Below are 15372 nucleotides of genomic sequence, written 5' to 3' on the forward strand. Positions count from 1 at the left end.
TCGGCCCGGACGGCCTCCGGCCGGGCCTCCCCGGACGTGTGCCGGTGCTCACCCCACATGAAGTTGCGTGCTGCAACCAAACGGGGATAAGGTTGCGTTCAGCAACTAAAGGAATGGGCGCTCATGGGACCGACACCGGAGACCTGCGGCGAGCTGCTCCAGCCGCTCCGCGCGCTGCTGGGGCTCAAGCAGGTCGCACTGCAGAAGCGGCTCGAGGCCGACAACGTGCCCTACGCGGCATCCGGCCTGCTCACCGAGCTCGTCCACCGCGGCGAGAGCCGCGCGTCGGACCTCGCCCACCACCGCATCGTCGACGCGTCGGTGGTGAGCAGGCAGGTGGGGCAGCTGGAATCCGCCGGGCTGATCACCAGGCGCCCGGATCCCGCCGACAAGCGCGTCTCGCTGCTGCGCGCCACCGCCGAGGGCGAGCGAGCCGTCAGCGATCTCGAGCGGCGCAAGGCCGAGTGGATCGGCGAAGCGCTGCAGGACTGGGAGGACGCCGAGGTGCGCGAGCTCGCTCGGTTGCTCGACAGCGCGATGAACGACATCCGCCGTCGCACGATCCACGACGGGGTCTGCCCAGACCCCGCTAAGGGGGAAGGAACTCGATGACCAGCTCGACGGAGACGATGCCGCGGGCGTCGGCTCGCCCGAGCGCGCCGCACGAGTCGAGCGCAGAGCCGAAGATGTCGCACCGGCAGATCCTCGAGGCGATGTCCGGCCTGATGCTGGCGCTGTTGGTCGCCATCCTCAGCTCGACCATCGTGTCCAACGCGCTCCCGCGCATCATCGCCGACCTGCACGGCTCCCAGGGCCAGTACACGTGGGTGGTCACGGCGATGCTGCTGACCTCCACGGCCACCACGCCGCTGTGGGGCAAGCTCGCCGACCTGTTCAGCAAGAAGGTGCTGTACCAGCTGGCGATCACCATCTTCACCGTCGGCTCGGTGCTCGGCGGTTTCGCCCAGTCGATGGAGGCCCTGATCGGCTTCCGCGCCCTGCAGGGCATCGGCATGGGCGGTCTGCAGGCGCTGATCCAGGTCGTGATCGCCGCGATGGTCTCGCCGCGCGAGCGCGGCCGCTACAGCGGCTACATCGGCGCGACCTTCGCGGTGGCCACCGTCTCGGGCCCGCTGGTCGGCGGCGTCATCGTGGACACCCCGTGGCTCGGCTGGCGCTGGTGCTTCTGGGTCACCGTGCCCATCGCGGTGATCGCGTTCATCGTGCTCGGCCGCGTGCTCAAGCTGCCGGTGGTCAAGCGCGACATCAAGATCGACTGGTTCGGCGCGCTGTTCCTCGTCGGCGGCGTGAGCCTGCTGCTGATCTGGGTCTCGCTGGCGGGCAAGAGCTTCGACTGGCTCTCGCCGGAGACCGGCATGTTCGTCGGCGGCGGCGTGCTGGCGCTGCTGATCGCGGTGATCATCGAGTCCAAGCACCCCGAACCGATCGTCCCGCTGCGGATGTTCGCCAACCCGACGGTCACGATGGCCACCATCGGCACCGTCTCGGTCGGCACCGCGATGTTCGGCGGCGCGGTCTTCCTGGGCCAGTACTTCCAGATCGCGCGCGGCTTCACGCCCACCCACGCGGGCCTGATGACCCTGCCGATGGTCACCGGGTTGTTCCTGTCCTCGACGATCTCGGGGCAGATCATCTCCAGGGTCACCGGCAAGATCAAGCCGTTCCTGCTGCTGGGCTCGGTCGTGATGCTCGCCGGCATGGGGCTGCTGAGCACCATCGACCACGACACGGACCTCGTGCTGGTCGGGATCTACCTGTTCCTGATGGGCAGCGGCGTCGGCATGCTGATGCAGAACCTCGTGCTGGCGGTGCAGAACGCCTCGTCGTCGAAGAACATGGGCGCGACCACCTCGGTGGTCACCTTCTTCCGCACCCTCGGCGGCTCCTCCGGCGTGTCGGTGCTCGGCGCGGTGCTGGCCATGCGGGTCGAGGAGTACGTCAAGGAGGGCCTGGCGGGCATCCCGGGCGCCGCGCAGGCGATGAGCTCCGGCGGCGGGACGAGCGACCTCGACGTCGGCGCCCTGCCCGGCCCGATCCAGACGATCGTGCGCGGGGCCTACGGAGACGCGATCGGCGACATCTTCTTCATCTCGGCGTGCGTCGCGGTGGTCACCCTGATCACGGCGCTGTTCATCCGGGAGAGCCCGCTGCGCACGACCGTGGAGAGCAACGAGGAACTGGAGGAGGCGGGCGTGGCCGCGCGCGAGGAATCGACGAACTCCCCGGCCGGGGAACCGGCCGAGGTCAACGGCGCCCCGGTGCCGGGCGCGCCGATCGAACAGCTCCCGCCGGTCAACGGCCGGATCGTGGGCGACCTCGGCGAGCCCGGCGGCGGTCGCGTGGTGCACGGCGTCGTGCGGGACTCGGTGGGCACCCCGGTGCCGGGAGTCGTGCTCACGCTCACCGACGCCAGGGGGCGCCAGGTCGAGCGCGCCCGCACCGACTCCGACGGCGCCTACCGGGTGGCGGTCGCCGACGGCGGCAGCTACGTGCTCATCGCCTCCGGCGGCAGCTACCAGCCGACCGCCTCGATGGTCGCGGTCGGCGACGGGCCGGTGCGCCACGACGTGCAGCTGCTCGGGGCCGGACAGCTCGCCGGCCGGGTGCACAACAACGGCACCGGGATCGTCGGCGCGATGGTGGTGCTCACCGACGTGCGCGGCGAGGTGGTGGCCACCGAGGCCAGCGGCACCCACGGCGAGTACTCCTTCGCCGACCTGGTCGGCGGCTCCTACGCGCTGACCGTCACCGCCAACGGCTACCGACCGGTGGCCACCCCGGTGACCGTCACCGACGGCGAGCAGGTCGAGCTGGACGTGGCCCTGCAGGCGGGGGCCGAGCTCTCCGGCGTGATCCGCTCGGCCAACCTCGGCGTGGCGGTGCCCGACGCGCGGGTGACGCTGCTGGACGCCACGGGTGCCGTGGTCGGCGCGGCCACCACCGACGTCGACGGCCGGTACCACTTCACCGACCTGCCCGACGGCGAGTTCACCGTGATCGCCACCGGCTACCCGCCGGTCGCCACGTCCCTGCGGCTGGCGGGGCAGGAGAACACCCAAGACGTAGAACTCGGCTACCCGGAGGTGTAGTACGAGTCCGAACTCGCCTGGATCGGCGTGCGGGTGGCGGAACCTGAGGCGCCGCGCGGCTGCGGGATCCGCTCCTTGAGCAGTTCACCTGCGCGCGGCGTCGCGGCCGTCCTCGCCACGCGGCGCCTCAGAACGGCGGCGGTGCCGGTTGCTGGGGTGGGCTGACGCCTTCGCCGTTGCGGGTCGTTCGGGTTCGTCGCGGTTCGGGTCTCGGTCTCGCCTCTCGCAGAGCGCGGAGATCGGGATCTCGCTTCCGCGTGGTCGAAGACGGGACAAGGAGTTTCTTCAGATGGATTCACAGGGGGCGGGTGTGCAGGTCGGGACCGGGGCCGTGACCGCGGTGGTGCGGGGTGCGGACGGTTGGCCGGTGGCCGAGGCGGTGCTGACGCTCATCGACGCCGGCGGGGCGCAGGCGGCCCGGGCCCAGGGGGACGGCAGCGGGTCGATCGCGGCCACCGGGCTGCGGGGCGGCGCGTACACCGCGATCGTGACCGCGGTCGGCCACGAGCCGCTGGCGCGCACCGCGGTGGTGCGCGACGGCTCCGCGGCCGACCTCGGCGAGGTCGAGCTGCGGCGCGTCGGCGGGGCGGACCTGCCCGCGCCGGGGCTGTGGCGCATCGACCCGGTGCACTCCTCGATCCAGGTGACCGCCAAGCACCTGGGCATCAGCAGCGTCCACGGCCGGTTCAACGACTTCTCCGGCGAGGTCCGCATCGCCAACCCGGTGGAGTCCTCGCAGGTCGAAGCGCGGATCGTGGCGTCCAGCGTGGACACCGGGAACTCGATGCGCGATGACCACCTGCGCGCCGCCGACTTCCTCGACGTCGAGCAGCACCCGGAGATCACCTTCCGCTCCACCGGTCTGCGCAGCCGGGGCGGCGACCGCTGGGACCTCTCCGGCGACCTCGCGCTGTGCGGAGTCACCAGGCCGGTCGTGCTGGACACCCAGTTCGGCGGGGTGGGGCCGGACCCGTGGGGCGGCACCCGCGCTTCGGCCGCGGCCACCGCGCAGCTGCGCCGCGACGACTTCGCGATGACCTTCAACCAGGCCCTGCAGACCGGCATCGCCGCGGTCGGCACCACGTTGAAGGTCGCCATCGACATCCAGGCCGTCCGCCAGGACTGACGGGGGCCTCGCCCGGCGAGCGGGCCCGGAAGACGACGAGCCGTGCGCACCGTCGGGGGTGCGCACGGCTCGTCCGCGTTCCGGTCGCAGCGGTCAGCTCTTGTCGACCTTCTGCACCTCGCCGCTGCGCAGCTTCGCCTTGTACGAGGCCAGCTCCTCCTTGACCTTCGGGATCATGATGTAGAGCCCGATGATGTTGAACAGGGCCAGCAGGAACATCACCGCGCTGGTGAAGTCGAACACCGAGGTCATGGTCAGCACCGAGCCGACGATGACGAACAGGCAGAACACCAGGTTGTAGATCTGGAAGCTCGCCTTGCTGTTGCCGAAGAGGAACAGCCAGGCGCGCTGGCCGTAGTAGCCCCATGTGATCAGCGTGGAGATCGCGAACAGCACCACGGCCACGGTCAGCACGTAGGGGAACCAGGGCAGCGCGGTGGAGAACGCGTCCGAGGTGACGGTCACGCCGTCCGGCTCCTCACCGCCGCCGATCACCGTCTGCTGGCCCTGCACCCAGATCTGCGGCCGCGCGATGACGATGGTCAGCGCGGTCATGGTGCAGACCACGACGGTGTCGATGAACGGCTCGAGCAGGGCGACCAGGCCCTCGGTGGCCGGGTGGTTGGTGCGCACCGCCGAGTGCGCGATCGGCGCCGAACCCAGGCCCGCCTCGTTGGAGAACACCGCGCGCTGGAACCCGATGATCAGCACGCCGACCAGACCGCCGAAGCCGGCCTCCGGGGTGAAGGCGCCGCTGATGATCGTGCTCACCGCGTCCGGCACGGCGGTGACGTTGGCGAGGATCACGAACAGGCAGGCCAGGATGTAGATGACCGCCATCGCGGGGACCAGGCGGCTGGTGACCTTGCCGATGGACTTGATGCCGCCGAAGACGACCAGGCCGACGATGATGGCCAGCACGATGCCGAAGCCCAGCGCCGCGCCGTCGGAGCCGAGCAGGCCGTTGTCGCCGCCGGTGACGTCGCGCAGCTGCGCGAAGGCCTGGTTGGCCTGGAACATGTTCCCGCCGCCGATGCCGAACAGCAGAATGGTGATCGCCGACAGCACCGCCAGGGTCTTGCCCAGGCCCCGGCCGAAGGCGTTGTTGAGCACGTCCGGGATGCCGGTCCGCAGGTAGTGCATCGGGCCGCCGTGCACGACGCCGCCCTCGTCGATGTGCCGGTACTTCACGCCGAGGGTGCACTCGACGAACTTGGTGGCCATGCCGAGCAGGCCGCACAGGATCATCCAGAACGTGGCACCTGCGCCACCGATGGTCACGGCCACGCCGACACCGGCGATGTTGCCCAGACCGACGGTGCCGGAAAGCGCCGAGGACAGCGCTTGGAAGTGGTTGATCTCGCCGGGTTCGGAGCTGTCGGTGTACTTCCCGCGAACCAGGTCGACGGAGAGCTTGAAGTTCCGGAACTGGACGAAGCCGAAGACCACGGTGAAGACGGTGGCGGCGAGCACCAGCCAGGCCACGATCCAGGGGAACGACACGCCAGCGATGCTGATCTCGGCGAAGACGACTTCGTTGACCCAAGTCGTGATCGGATCGAAGAAGATGTTGATGGAGTTCTCGATGGTGCCGAAAACCCCACCTTCAGCCGCCAGGACGATTTGCCCGTCGGGCGGTGAGGCGTTTGCGAGGATGGCGGTGTTCATAACGCAATAGCTAAAACGAGTGCCCGAGGTGAACACAAGCTGTACGCGTAACAATTGGTAAAAGGGCCGCCCGATTCGTTACCTCGTGTATTGGTTCCGTGTGAATACGGTGAAAGCTCGACTCCTCCAAGTTGAGCGGAACAAGCTCAACTTTCCTGTCGTTGGGTGGGTAGGAAGCGGTGCCCTGGGAGAGGATGGGGTGGCACCGCCCACGGCACGAGGTGAGGAATGGACGCGTTCAACCCGACCACGAAGACCCAGCAGGCGATCTCGTCCGCGGTGCAGGCCGCGACCATGGCGGGCAACCCCGACGTCGGCCCCGCGCACCTGCTCGGCGCGCTGCTCGCGCAGGGCGACGGCCTGACCGCGCCGCTGCTCGGCGCCGTCGGCGCCGAGCCCGCCGAGGTGCGGCGCGAGGTGGAATCCCTGGCCAACGTGCTGCCCGCGGCAACCGGATCCACCGTGAGCAGCCCGCAGCTGTCCCGCGAGGCGGTGCGGGCGCTCACCCGAGGCCAGCAGCTGGCCACCGAGATGGGCGATGACTACGTCTCCACCGAACACCTGCTGGTCGGCCTGGCGACCGAGGGCGGCCGGGTCGCCGACCTGCTGCGCAAGCACGGTGCGACGCCGGAGGCCCTGCAGGAGGCGTTCGCGCAGGTGCGCGGGTCCGCGCGGGTGTCCAGCCCGGACCCGGAGGGCACCTACCAAGCGCTGCAGAAGTACGGGCAGGACCTCACCGAGCGGGCCCGCTCCGGCGAGCTCGACCCGGTGATCGGCCGGGACACCGAGATCCGGCGCGTGGTGCAGGTGCTGTCCCGGCGCACCAAGAACAACCCGGTGCTCATCGGCGAGCCCGGCGTGGGCAAGACCGCCATCGTGGAGGGCCTCGCGCAGCGCGTCGTGGCCGGTGACGTGCCCGACTCGCTGCGCGGCAAGCGCGTGATCGCGCTGGACCTGGGCTCGATGGTGGCCGGGGCGAAGTACCGCGGCGAGTTCGAGGAGCGGCTCAAGGCCGTGCTCAAGGAGATCACCGACTCCGCGGGCGAGGTCATCACCTTCATCGACGAGCTGCACACCATCGTGGGCGCGGGCGCCACCGGCGAGGGCGCGATGGACGCCGGCAACATGATCAAGCCGATGCTCGCCCGCGGTGAGCTGCGCATGGTCGGCGCGACCACGCTCGACGAGTACCGCGAGCACATCGAGACCGACGCCGCGCTGGAGCGCCGGTTCCAGCAGGTCCTGGTCGGCGAGCCCTCCACCGAGGACGCGGTGGCGATCCTGCGCGGGCTCAAGGAGCGCTACGAGGTGCACCACGGCGTGCGCATCACCGACGGCGCCCTGGTGGCCGCGGCGACGCTGTCGGACCGCTACATCACGGCCCGGTTCCTGCCGGACAAGGCGATCGACCTGGTCGACGAGGCGGCCTCCCGGCTGCGCATGGAGATCGACTCCCGCCCGGTGGAGATCGACGAGGTGGAGCGCGCGGTGCGCCGCCTGGAGATCGAGGAGATGGCGCTGGCCAAGGAGTCCGACCCGGCCTCGGCCGAGCGGCTGGCCGCGCTGCGCGCCGAGCTCGCCGACAAGCGCGAGCGGCTCTCCGAGCTCACCGCGCGCTGGCAGCGGGAGAAGACCTCCATCGACGCCGTCCGCGACCTCAAGACCCAGCTCGAACAGCTGCGCGGCGAATCCGACCGGGCCGAGCGGGACGGCGATCTGGGCAAGGCCGCCGAGCTGCGCTACGGGCGCATCCCGGCGCTGGAGAAGGAGCTGGCCAGCGCCACCGAGGCGCAGGCCGAGCGCAAGGCGATGCTGCAGGAGGAGGTCACCGCCGACGACGTGGCCGACGTGGTCAGCTCCTGGACCGGCATCCCGGCGGGTCGCCTGATGGAGGGCGAGACGCAGAAGCTGCTGCGCATGGAGGACGAGCTCGGCGCGCGGGTGGTCGGTCAGGGCGAGGCGGTGCGGTCGGTCTCCGACGCCGTGCGCCGCACCCGCGCCGGGATCGCCGACCCCGACCGGCCGACCGGGTCGTTCCTGTTCCTGGGGCCGACCGGTGTGGGCAAGACCGAGCTGGCCAAGGCGCTGGCGGAGTTCCTGTTCGACGACGAGCGGGCGATGATCCGCATCGACATGAGCGAGTACTCCGAGAAGCACTCGGTGGCCCGCCTGGTCGGCGCGCCGCCCGGCTACATCGGCCACGACCAGGGCGGTCAGCTCACCGAGTCGGTGCGCAGGCGGCCCTACTCCGTGGTGCTCCTCGACGAGGTGGAGAAGGCGCACGCCGACGTCTTCGACGTGCTGCTGCAGGTCCTCGACGACGGGCGGCTCACCGACGGCCAGGGCCGCACGGTGGACTTCCGCAACACCATCCTGGTGCTGACCTCCAACCTCGGCTCGCAGGCGATGGCCGACCCGGCGCTGGACGAGCGGGGCAGGGAGGACGCGGTCATGGCGGTGGTGCGCGGGCACTTCAAGCCGGAGTTCCTCAACCGGCTCGACGACGTGGTGGTCTTCGGCCAGCTCAGCACCGAGGAGCTGACCTCGATCGTGGACATCCAGGTCGACCGGCTGGCGCAGCGCCTGGCGCAGCGGCGGCTGACCCTCGACGTGCGGCCCGCCGCCCGCGACTGGCTCGCGCTCAACGGCTTCGACCCGGTCTACGGCGCCCGGCCGCTGCGGCGGTTGGTGCAGTCGGCCATCGGCGACCAGCTCGCGCGCGAACTCCTCGGCGGGGAGATCCGGGAAGGCGACAAGGTCACCGTCGACGTCAACGACGAAAACGACGGTCTGATCGTCGGGGCCGGCTGAGTCGTTCCATTTACGGAATGGTGCGGCGGGCATCTTCTCTCGCAGATGCCCGCCGCACCGAAAATTAGTTTCAGGAAGGAACGTCGAACCGGAGAGAATACAGCAGTCCGGTTCGAAAATCAGCACCGAAAAGGATCGGATTTCACCGAGTTCTGAGCGTGGCCAGACCCGCGACCGCCGCGAACGCGGCAGCGGCGATCGCGAACGTCACCGTGGCCGTGGTCAGGTCGGTCAGCGTGCTCAGCACGCCGAGCGCGATCGCGGGCACCGAGGCCGACAGGTAGGCCACCACGTAGATCATCGCCGCGGTGCCCGCCCGCTGGTGCGGGGCGGCCAGCGAGGTGAGCATCCGGAAGCCGCCCATGAACATCAGGCCCCAGCCCAGGCCCAGCAGCGCCGAGGAGCCGAAGAACAGCCCGGCGCTGCCACCCGGCACCGAGAGCGCCACGCCGACCAGCGAGACGATCATCAGCGCCGAGGCCACCCGCACCGCGCGCTGCCCTGACCAGCCGGACAGCAGGCCCTGCGCGACGCCGCCGACCCCGGCCACGACCGCGATCGGCAGCCCGCCGACGAGGTTCGGCATCGCCGAGACCATGCCGCGGGCCACCGAGGGCGCCAGCGACATGAACATGCCGCCGACCGTCCAGGAGGCGGTCAGCGTGGTGGCCAGCAGCGCGAACCGCACCCCGTGCCCCTCCGGGACGACCGGGCGCTTCGGGCGCAGCGCCTCGCCCAGCGGCCGGATCTCGGCCACCGGCTCGGGCATCAGCGCCACCAGCGGCAGCGCCACCACGAACGCCGCCGCCAGCAGCAGGTAGCTGGTCAGCGTCGGGCCGGGCACGAACTGGACCAGGACCCCGGCCAGCAGCGATCCACCGGACAGGCCCAGCGAGGCGGCCATGCCGTTGACCAGCGAACCGAGCGTCGAGCCCGGTCGCTGGAAGTCCAGCAGCGCGCCGCTGAACGCGCCGGTCGCCGCGCCGGTGGCGATGCCCTGGAGCGCGCGGCCGACGAACAGCCAGGCCGTGCCCGGGGCGAAGGCCAGCACGAGCACGGCGGCCAGCTGGACGACCAGCGAGACCAGCAGCACCGGTCGCCTGCCGATGTGATCGGACAGCGAGCCCACCAGCAGCAGCGCGGCCAGGATCGCCACCGAGTAGATGGCGAAGACCTCGGTGAGCACCGTGTTGGAGAAGCCCCAGCGCTGCTGGTACAGCGAGTACATCGGGGACGGCGCGGTGGAGGCCATCAGGAACAGGGCGTAGAGACCGCCGATGACCCAGAACGAGGTCGTCCGGGACAGGCTTCGCGAGCGCAGCGGAGTTCGGGGGCGAACCAGTTGGGTGGTCATGCTTCCTCAAGCCTCGGGTTCCGGAGTCTGCCCACTCGAACCGCTTAGCCATACGAACCATTCCGCCGCCCGCGCGCGCAGTGGTCGGGCTCACCGCCGGGGCGCGGCCGGTCGGACAAACCCGGCTAGTCGGCGGGCGTGCGCGCGGCGGCGGGCGCTCGCGAGGCAAGGTCAACCGATTGAGATCGGTGGCCGATCTTCGAAGTCCGGGATCTTCGGACTACCCTGCGCTGTGTGGGCATACCTGCGTGGCTCTGGTTCCTCGTCGCGGTCGTCGCCATCGGTGCGGGCGTGGCGCTGCTGATCGTCGACAAGTCGCAGCGCACCTCCAACAACCGGGAGCGACGACGGTGGGCGTCGCTGCGCGGCTGGCAGTTCGCCGAGGTCGACCGCGTGCTGCCGACGCGCTGGGAGCACGGCGTGCTCGCCCAGTTCGGCGGCGTCACCGCGACCGACGTGGTGGCCGGTTCGACCTTCACCGCCGACGGCCGCCGTCAGGTCTACGTGCTCGACCTCGACGCGAGCGGCAAGTCCGCCGCGGTCCTGGTCGGCATCCGCTGCCGTCGCACCGCGCCGGCCACCGTCGAGCTGTGGCTGCCGGACGTGCCGGTGCCGCAGGACTCCCAGCTCGACCTGCTCGGCCCGGTCGGCTCCCGGTACGCCTTCGTCAGCGAGGTCGCCGCCGCGCGCCCGCTGGTGTCCCCCGATCTGGTCGACGCCGTCGAGGAGATCGGCGAGGACATCACCGTGGTGTGGCTGGAGAACGACTGGGTGCTCGCCGCGCTGCACCCCGCCGACGCCGACCCGGCGCGCCTGGAGCGGCTGCTGCGCGACCTCGGCGACCTCGCCGACCTGATCGACCCCTTCGACTCCGACCCCAACGAGCCCCGGGACGGGGCGGGCGCACCGGACGAGATCGAGACCGACGTGGAAGCCGAGCACTCCTCGGAGCGGCTCAGCTGAAGCCCGGCCGTCGGCCCCGCCCAGCGGGCGCGAGGTAGGTTCGGACCATGCCTACCGCACTCGTAACCGGCGCCACGGCGGGCATCGGCCGCGCCTTCGCGCGCCGCCTTGCCGCCGAGGGCCACGACGTGGTCCTGGTCGCCCGCGACTCCGAGCGGCTCGCCGAGCTCGCCGACCGGCTGCAGACCCGGCACAACGTGCGGACCGAGGTGCTGGCCGCCGACCTGGCCGACCCGGAGCAGCGGGCGCGGGTCGAGCGGCGCGTCGCCGACGCGGACAACCCGGTGGACGTGCTGATCAACAACGCCGGCTTCGGCACCAACCGGCCGTTCTGGGAGCTGCCCGCCGAGGAGCTGCAGCAGCAGCTCGACGTCAACGTCGCCGCGGTGCTGGCGCTGACCCGCGCGGCGGTGCCCGGGATGCGCGAGCGCGGGCGCGGGGACGTGCTCAACGTCTCCAGCGTCGCCGGGTTCTTCTCCGTCTCCGGCTCCACCTACTCGGCGACCAAGGCCTACGTGACCGCGCTGTCCGAGGGGCTCAACACCACGCTGCACGGCTCCGGCGTGCGGGTCATGGCGCTGTGCCCCGGCTTCACCCAGACCGAGTTCCACCAGCGCGCCGGGCTGGAGATGGGCAAGCTGCCGCGCGCGTTCTGGCTGCAGGCCGACCAGGTCGTGCACGAGTCTCTGGCCGACCTGCGCGCGGGCAAGGCGGTGTCGGTCCCCGGCGTGCAGTACAAGGCGCTGGTCGCGCTCGGCAGGCTGGTGCCCAAGTCGCTCCAGCGCGCCATCGTCACCCGGACGGTGCCGGGCCGCACCTGAGCGGGAAGTATCCTCGAACCTCGTGGACGAACAGCAGCGCTTGAAGCTCGCCGGCCTGGTGACCGAGCTGGCCGTGGTGCACGGCCGGGTCACCCTGTCCTCCGGCAAGGAGGCCGACTACTACGTCGATCTGCGCCGGGCGACCCTGCACCACGAGGCCGCACCGCTGATCGGCGCGCTGCTGCGGCAGCTCACCGCCGACTGGGACTACACCGCCGTCGGCGGGCTGACCCTGGGCGCCGACCCGGTCGCCGCCGCGATGCTGCACGCGGCGGGATCCCCGCTGGACAGCTTCGTGGTCCGCAAGTCGGCCAAGGCGCACGGCATGCAGCGCCAGATCGAGGGGCCGGACGTCACCGGCCGCCGGGTGCTGGCCGTGGAGGACACCTCGACGACCGGCGGCAGCGTGCTCACCGCCGTCGAGGCGCTGCGCGAGGCCGGTGCCGAGGTCGCGGGCGTGGCCACCGTGGTCGACCGGGACACCGGGGCGCGCGAGGCCATCGAGGCCGAGGGGCTGGCCTACCGGTCCCTGCTCGGGCTGGCCGACCTCGGCCTGGGATGAGCGACGACGTCGGGCCCACCGAGTGGGGCACCAGCGTCGGCGTCGGCCCGTGGGAGGGCGCCTGGCCGACCGATGAGCGCTACGACCCGGAGCTGCTCGAGCACGGCGACCGGCGCAACGTGGTCGACCACTACCGGTACTGGCGGCGCGAGGCGATCGTGGCCGACCTGGACACCCGGCGGCACGACTTCCACGTCGCCATCGAGAACTTCCAGCACGACCACAACATCGGCACCGTGGTGCGCACCGCGAACGCCTTCGCGGCCCGCGGCGTGCACATCGTCGGGCGGCGGCGCTGGAACCGGCGCGGCGCCATGGTCACCGACCGCTACCAGCACGTGCACCACCACCCGGACGTCGAGTCGCTGGTGGCCTGGGCGCGCGCGGAGGGGCTGGCCGTCGTGGCGGTGGACAACACCCCCGGCGCCGAGCCCGTGGAGCGGGCCGCGCTGCCGCCGCGCTGCGTGCTGCTGTTCGGCCAGGAGGGGCCGGGCATCAGCGACGACTCGCGCGGCGGCGCCGACCAGGTGGTCTCCATCGCGCAGTTCGGCAGCACCCGGAGCATCAACGCCGGCGTCGCGGCGGGCATCGTCATGCACACCTGGGTCCAGCAGCACGCCGACCTCGCCAACGCCTGGTGACGGTCTCGGTCGAACTGCGCCCCGGCACGACGAAGGCCGGCGCTCCTGCGGTGCGCCGGCCTTCGGTGGTCCGTCGGGTCAGGCCGCTTCGCGGGCCTTCGCGCGGCGTCCCTTGACGTACTCGATCACGATCGGGATCACCGAGACGATCACGATGACGATCGCCATCGCCTCGATGTTGTTCTTGATCCACGGGATGTTGCCGAGGAAGAAGCCCATCAGCGTCATGCTGCAGATCCAGGCGATGCCGCCGATGAGCGAGTAGCTGAAGAACTTCCTCTGATCCATCTGCCCGACGCCGGCCACCGCCGTGATGAAGGTGCGCACGATCGGCACGAAGCGGGCCAGGATGATCGCCCGCGCGCCGTAGCGCTCGAAGAACTCGTGGGTCTTGTCCACGTGCTCCTTCTTGAACACCTTCGAGTCCGGTTTGTTGAACAGCGCCGGTCCTGCCTTGCGCCCGATCCAGTAGCCGGTCACGTTGCCGACGAACGCGCAGATCGTGAGGATCAGGCAGGCCGCCCAGACCGGCGTGTCGATCGCGCCGGAGGCGATCATCAGGCCGGTCACGAACAGCAGCGAGTCACCGGGCAGGAAGAAGCCGATGAGCAGGCCGCACTCGGCGAAGATGATCAGGCTGACGCCGATCATCGCGAACGGGCCCAGGGAGGTAACGATGTGCTCCGGGTCCAGCCACTTGGGCAGCAGAGCGAGCGCAGGGGCCGCGGTGTTCGCCATCGCGGTCAATTGGGTCGTCACGGTTGCCAACGGTACCGAAGCCGAGCGGGCCGCGACCTCCGGGCGACCACCTGGGTGATCGCGCTGCGCACAGGAGTGATCACCCGGCGGCGAACGCCGGGCGTCCACGGGGCGTGGCGACCACTCGATCCGGGGGTCGGGTTCAGCCCAACGGGTAGAGCACGGTGACACCCGCCGCGGTCGCCCCGGCCAGCAGCCCGAGCAGCGCGGCGAGCGCCAGCCACGAGGCCGGCCCGGGTCCCCGCGGGGCCGCGAAGCGCTGGGTGCCGGACCGTCCCCCGGCCCGCGCCCGCAGCGCGGCGTGCAGCACGGCCTCGGGGTCACGCTCCATCCCCCGACCCTAACCAGCGATGATCTTCGACGGCCGCGCTTTCACCCCAACGAGTCCCCGGCGGGCCGGGCGGCGCTCCGCCCGGTCAGGGCAGCGGTGCGCCCGCGCGGAGGACTTCGCGGAGATCGAGGTCCTCGTCCAGGACGACCAGGTCGGCGGTGGCGCCGGGGCGGATCGCGCCCACCTGGTCGGACAGGCCGAGCAGGCGGGCCGGGTTGGTGGCGGTGGCCGCCGCGGCGGCGGGCACCGAGAGCCCGCAGCTGCGGACCAGGTTGGCGAACGCGGCGTCCATGGTCAGCGTGCTGCCCGCCAGCGACCCGTCGGACAGCCGCGGCTCGCCGTCGGCGACCGTGACCGGCAGCGCGCCGAGCTCGTAGGTGCCGTCACCCGCGCCGGTCGCGCTGATCGCGTCGGTGACCAGCAGCGTCCGGTCGATGCCGGCGTGCTCGGCGGCCAGCCGGGCCACCGTGGGGTGCAGGTGCACCAGGTCGCAGATCAGCTCCACGCTGACCCGCTCGTCGTCCAGCAGCTCCCCGACCGGTCCCGGTTCCCGGTGGTGCAGCGGCCGCATCCCGTTGAACAGGTGGGTGGCCACGGTGGCGCCCGCCTCCACCGCGGCGGCGACCTGGTCGGCGACCGCGTCGGTGTGCCCGACCGCGGCGATCACCCCGGCCGCGGTCAGCTGCCGCACGGCCTCGCGGGAACCGGGCAGCTCGGGAGCGAGCGTGACCATCCGCACCGCGCCCCGCCCGGCCTCCAGCAGCTGGGCCACCGAATCCGCGTCCGGCGCGGCCAGCGCGCCGGGGTCGTGCGCGCCGCAGCGCGCGTGCGACAGGAAGGGCCCCTCCAGGTGGATGCCCGCCAGCAGGCCCTCGCCGACCAGGTCGGCGAGGTTGCCGATCTGCTTGACCAGCTCCGGCAGCGGAGCGCTGACGAGGCTGCCCAGCATCGTGGTGGTGCCGTGCGCGCGGTGGAAGTCCACGGCCGCGCGGGTCTGGGCGGGCTCCAGCGCGGTGAACGAGCCCCCGCCGCCGCCGTGGCAGTGGATGTCGACGAACCCGGGCACCAGCCAGCACCCGTCGATGTCCCGCGCCGGACCGCCGGGGGCCGCCCCGCCGCCGACCTCGGCGATCTTGCCGTCCGACACCCGCACCCAGCCGGGGTCGAGCACGCCCTCGGGGGTGACCACGCGCGCGCCGGTGAGGAACAGTTCGGCAGTGTTCACA

At 71.5% G+C, this 15372-nt stretch carries 13 protein-coding genes; 8 read left to right on the top strand and 5 right to left on the bottom strand.

Annotated features, from left to right (window positions below; genetic code table 11):
- The first annotated feature begins 123 nt into the window (after window positions 1-123).
- The 3 genes from ACFQRI_RS24835 to ACFQRI_RS24845 all read left to right on the top strand — a co-directional run bounded on the left by ACFQRI_RS24835 (window position 124) and on the right by ACFQRI_RS24845 (window position 4236).
- Window positions 124-612 carry a MarR family winged helix-turn-helix transcriptional regulator gene (locus ACFQRI_RS24835; RefSeq protein WP_380672631.1) on the top strand — a complete coding sequence of 163 codons (489 nt, stop codon included), beginning with the start codon at window positions 124-126 and terminating at the stop codon, window positions 610-612.
- A complete protein-coding gene (locus ACFQRI_RS24840; protein WP_380672633.1) occupies window positions 609-3110 on the top strand; it encodes an MFS transporter in 2502 nt (833 codons plus the stop codon). The genes ACFQRI_RS24835 and ACFQRI_RS24840 overlap by 4 nt, the downstream gene beginning before the upstream one ends.
- A 289-nt stretch (window positions 3111-3399) precedes the next feature.
- Window positions 3400-4236 (top strand): YceI family protein, encoded by an 837-nt coding sequence (locus ACFQRI_RS24845; protein WP_380672635.1) that lies wholly within the window; start codon window positions 3400-3402, stop codon window positions 4234-4236.
- A 93-nt stretch (window positions 4237-4329) separates the two neighbouring features.
- Here ACFQRI_RS24845 and ACFQRI_RS24850 read toward each other — a convergent pair whose 3' ends face one another.
- Complete coding sequence (locus ACFQRI_RS24850) at window positions 4330-5904, bottom strand: alanine/glycine:cation symporter family protein (RefSeq protein WP_380672637.1); 1575 nt, start codon at window positions 5902-5904, stop codon at window positions 4330-4332.
- Window positions 5905-6132: 228 nt separating this feature from the next.
- Between ACFQRI_RS24850 and clpB the strand changes: the two genes are divergently transcribed.
- Complete coding sequence (gene clpB / locus ACFQRI_RS24855) at window positions 6133-8715, top strand: ATP-dependent chaperone ClpB (RefSeq protein WP_380672639.1); 2583 nt, start codon at window positions 6133-6135, stop codon at window positions 8713-8715.
- Between the two features lie 142 nt (window positions 8716-8857).
- Here clpB and ACFQRI_RS24860 read toward each other — a convergent pair whose 3' ends face one another.
- A complete protein-coding gene (locus tag ACFQRI_RS24860) occupies window positions 8858-10069 on the bottom strand; it encodes an MFS transporter (RefSeq protein ID WP_380672641.1) in 1212 nt (403 codons plus the stop codon).
- 240 nt (window positions 10070-10309) lie between these two features.
- Here ACFQRI_RS24860 and ACFQRI_RS24865 point away from each other — a divergent pair, with 240 nt between their 5' ends.
- The 4 genes from ACFQRI_RS24865 to ACFQRI_RS24880 are packed head-to-tail and all read left to right on the top strand — an operon-like array spanning window position 10310 to window position 13056.
- Window positions 10310-11032, top strand: a complete 723-nt coding sequence (locus ACFQRI_RS24865) for a type III secretion system chaperone family protein (protein ID WP_380672780.1) — start codon at window positions 10310-10312, stop codon at window positions 11030-11032.
- A 47-nt stretch (window positions 11033-11079) separates the two neighbouring features.
- Window positions 11080-11853 carry an SDR family NAD(P)-dependent oxidoreductase gene (locus ACFQRI_RS24870; RefSeq protein WP_380672643.1) on the top strand — a complete coding sequence of 258 codons (774 nt, stop codon included), beginning with the start codon at window positions 11080-11082 and terminating at the stop codon, window positions 11851-11853.
- Window positions 11854-11875: 22 nt separating this feature from the next.
- Complete coding sequence (gene pyrE / locus ACFQRI_RS24875; protein WP_380672645.1) at window positions 11876-12415, top strand: orotate phosphoribosyltransferase; 540 nt, start codon at window positions 11876-11878, stop codon at window positions 12413-12415.
- Entirely contained in the window at window positions 12412-13056 is a 645-nt protein-coding gene (locus ACFQRI_RS24880; protein WP_380672647.1) for a TrmH family RNA methyltransferase, read from the top strand. The genes pyrE and ACFQRI_RS24880 overlap by 4 nt, the downstream gene beginning before the upstream one ends.
- Window positions 13057-13134: 78 nt before the next feature.
- Here ACFQRI_RS24880 and ACFQRI_RS24885 read toward each other — a convergent pair whose 3' ends face one another.
- From ACFQRI_RS24885 to nagA, 3 genes are all read right to left on the bottom strand, one after another.
- The gene (locus ACFQRI_RS24885; RefSeq protein WP_380672782.1) at window positions 13135-13794 is read right to left on the bottom strand and encodes a VTT domain-containing protein; all 660 of its coding nucleotides are present in this window, start codon (window positions 13792-13794) and stop codon (window positions 13135-13137) included.
- A gap of 163 nt (window positions 13795-13957) precedes the next feature.
- A complete protein-coding gene (locus tag ACFQRI_RS24890) occupies window positions 13958-14146 on the bottom strand; it encodes a hypothetical protein (protein ID WP_380672649.1) in 189 nt (62 codons plus the stop codon).
- Between the two features lie 85 nt (window positions 14147-14231).
- Complete coding sequence (gene nagA / locus ACFQRI_RS24895; RefSeq protein WP_380672651.1) at window positions 14232-15371, bottom strand: N-acetylglucosamine-6-phosphate deacetylase; 1140 nt, start codon at window positions 15369-15371, stop codon at window positions 14232-14234.
- Window position 15372 lies beyond the last annotated feature (1 nt).

The organism is Saccharopolyspora griseoalba (genome assembly GCF_042665275.1).
Classification (GTDB): domain Bacteria; phylum Actinomycetota; class Actinomycetes; order Mycobacteriales; family Pseudonocardiaceae; genus Saccharopolyspora; species Saccharopolyspora griseoalba.

What these genes read in the sequence shown, in the direction of transcription:
- ACFQRI_RS24880 (WP_380672647.1), top strand. Translation starts at nt 12,412, where the DNA reads ATGAGCGACGACGTCGGGCCCACCGAGTGGGGCACCAGCGTCGGCGTC.
- clpB (WP_380672639.1), top strand. Translation starts at nt 6,133, where the DNA reads ATGGACGCGTTCAACCCGACCACGAAGACCCAGCAGGCGATCTCGTCC.
- ACFQRI_RS24845 (WP_380672635.1), top strand. Translation starts at nt 3,400, where the DNA reads ATGGATTCACAGGGGGCGGGTGTGCAGGTCGGGACCGGGGCCGTGACC.
- ACFQRI_RS24890 (WP_380672649.1), bottom strand. Translation starts at nt 14,146, where the DNA reads ATGGAGCGTGACCCCGAGGCCGTGCTGCACGCCGCGCTGCGGGCGCGG.
- ACFQRI_RS24835 (WP_380672631.1), top strand. Translation starts at nt 124, where the DNA reads ATGGGACCGACACCGGAGACCTGCGGCGAGCTGCTCCAGCCGCTCCGC.
- ACFQRI_RS24850 (WP_380672637.1), bottom strand. Translation starts at nt 5,904, where the DNA reads ATGAACACCGCCATCCTCGCAAACGCCTCACCGCCCGACGGGCAAATC.
- ACFQRI_RS24840 (WP_380672633.1), top strand. Translation starts at nt 609, where the DNA reads ATGACCAGCTCGACGGAGACGATGCCGCGGGCGTCGGCTCGCCCGAGC.
- ACFQRI_RS24860 (WP_380672641.1), bottom strand. Translation starts at nt 10,069, where the DNA reads ATGACCACCCAACTGGTTCGCCCCCGAACTCCGCTGCGCTCGCGAAGC.
- ACFQRI_RS24870 (WP_380672643.1), top strand. Translation starts at nt 11,080, where the DNA reads ATGCCTACCGCACTCGTAACCGGCGCCACGGCGGGCATCGGCCGCGCC.
- ACFQRI_RS24885 (WP_380672782.1), bottom strand. Translation starts at nt 13,794, where the DNA reads ATGGCGAACACCGCGGCCCCTGCGCTCGCTCTGCTGCCCAAGTGGCTG.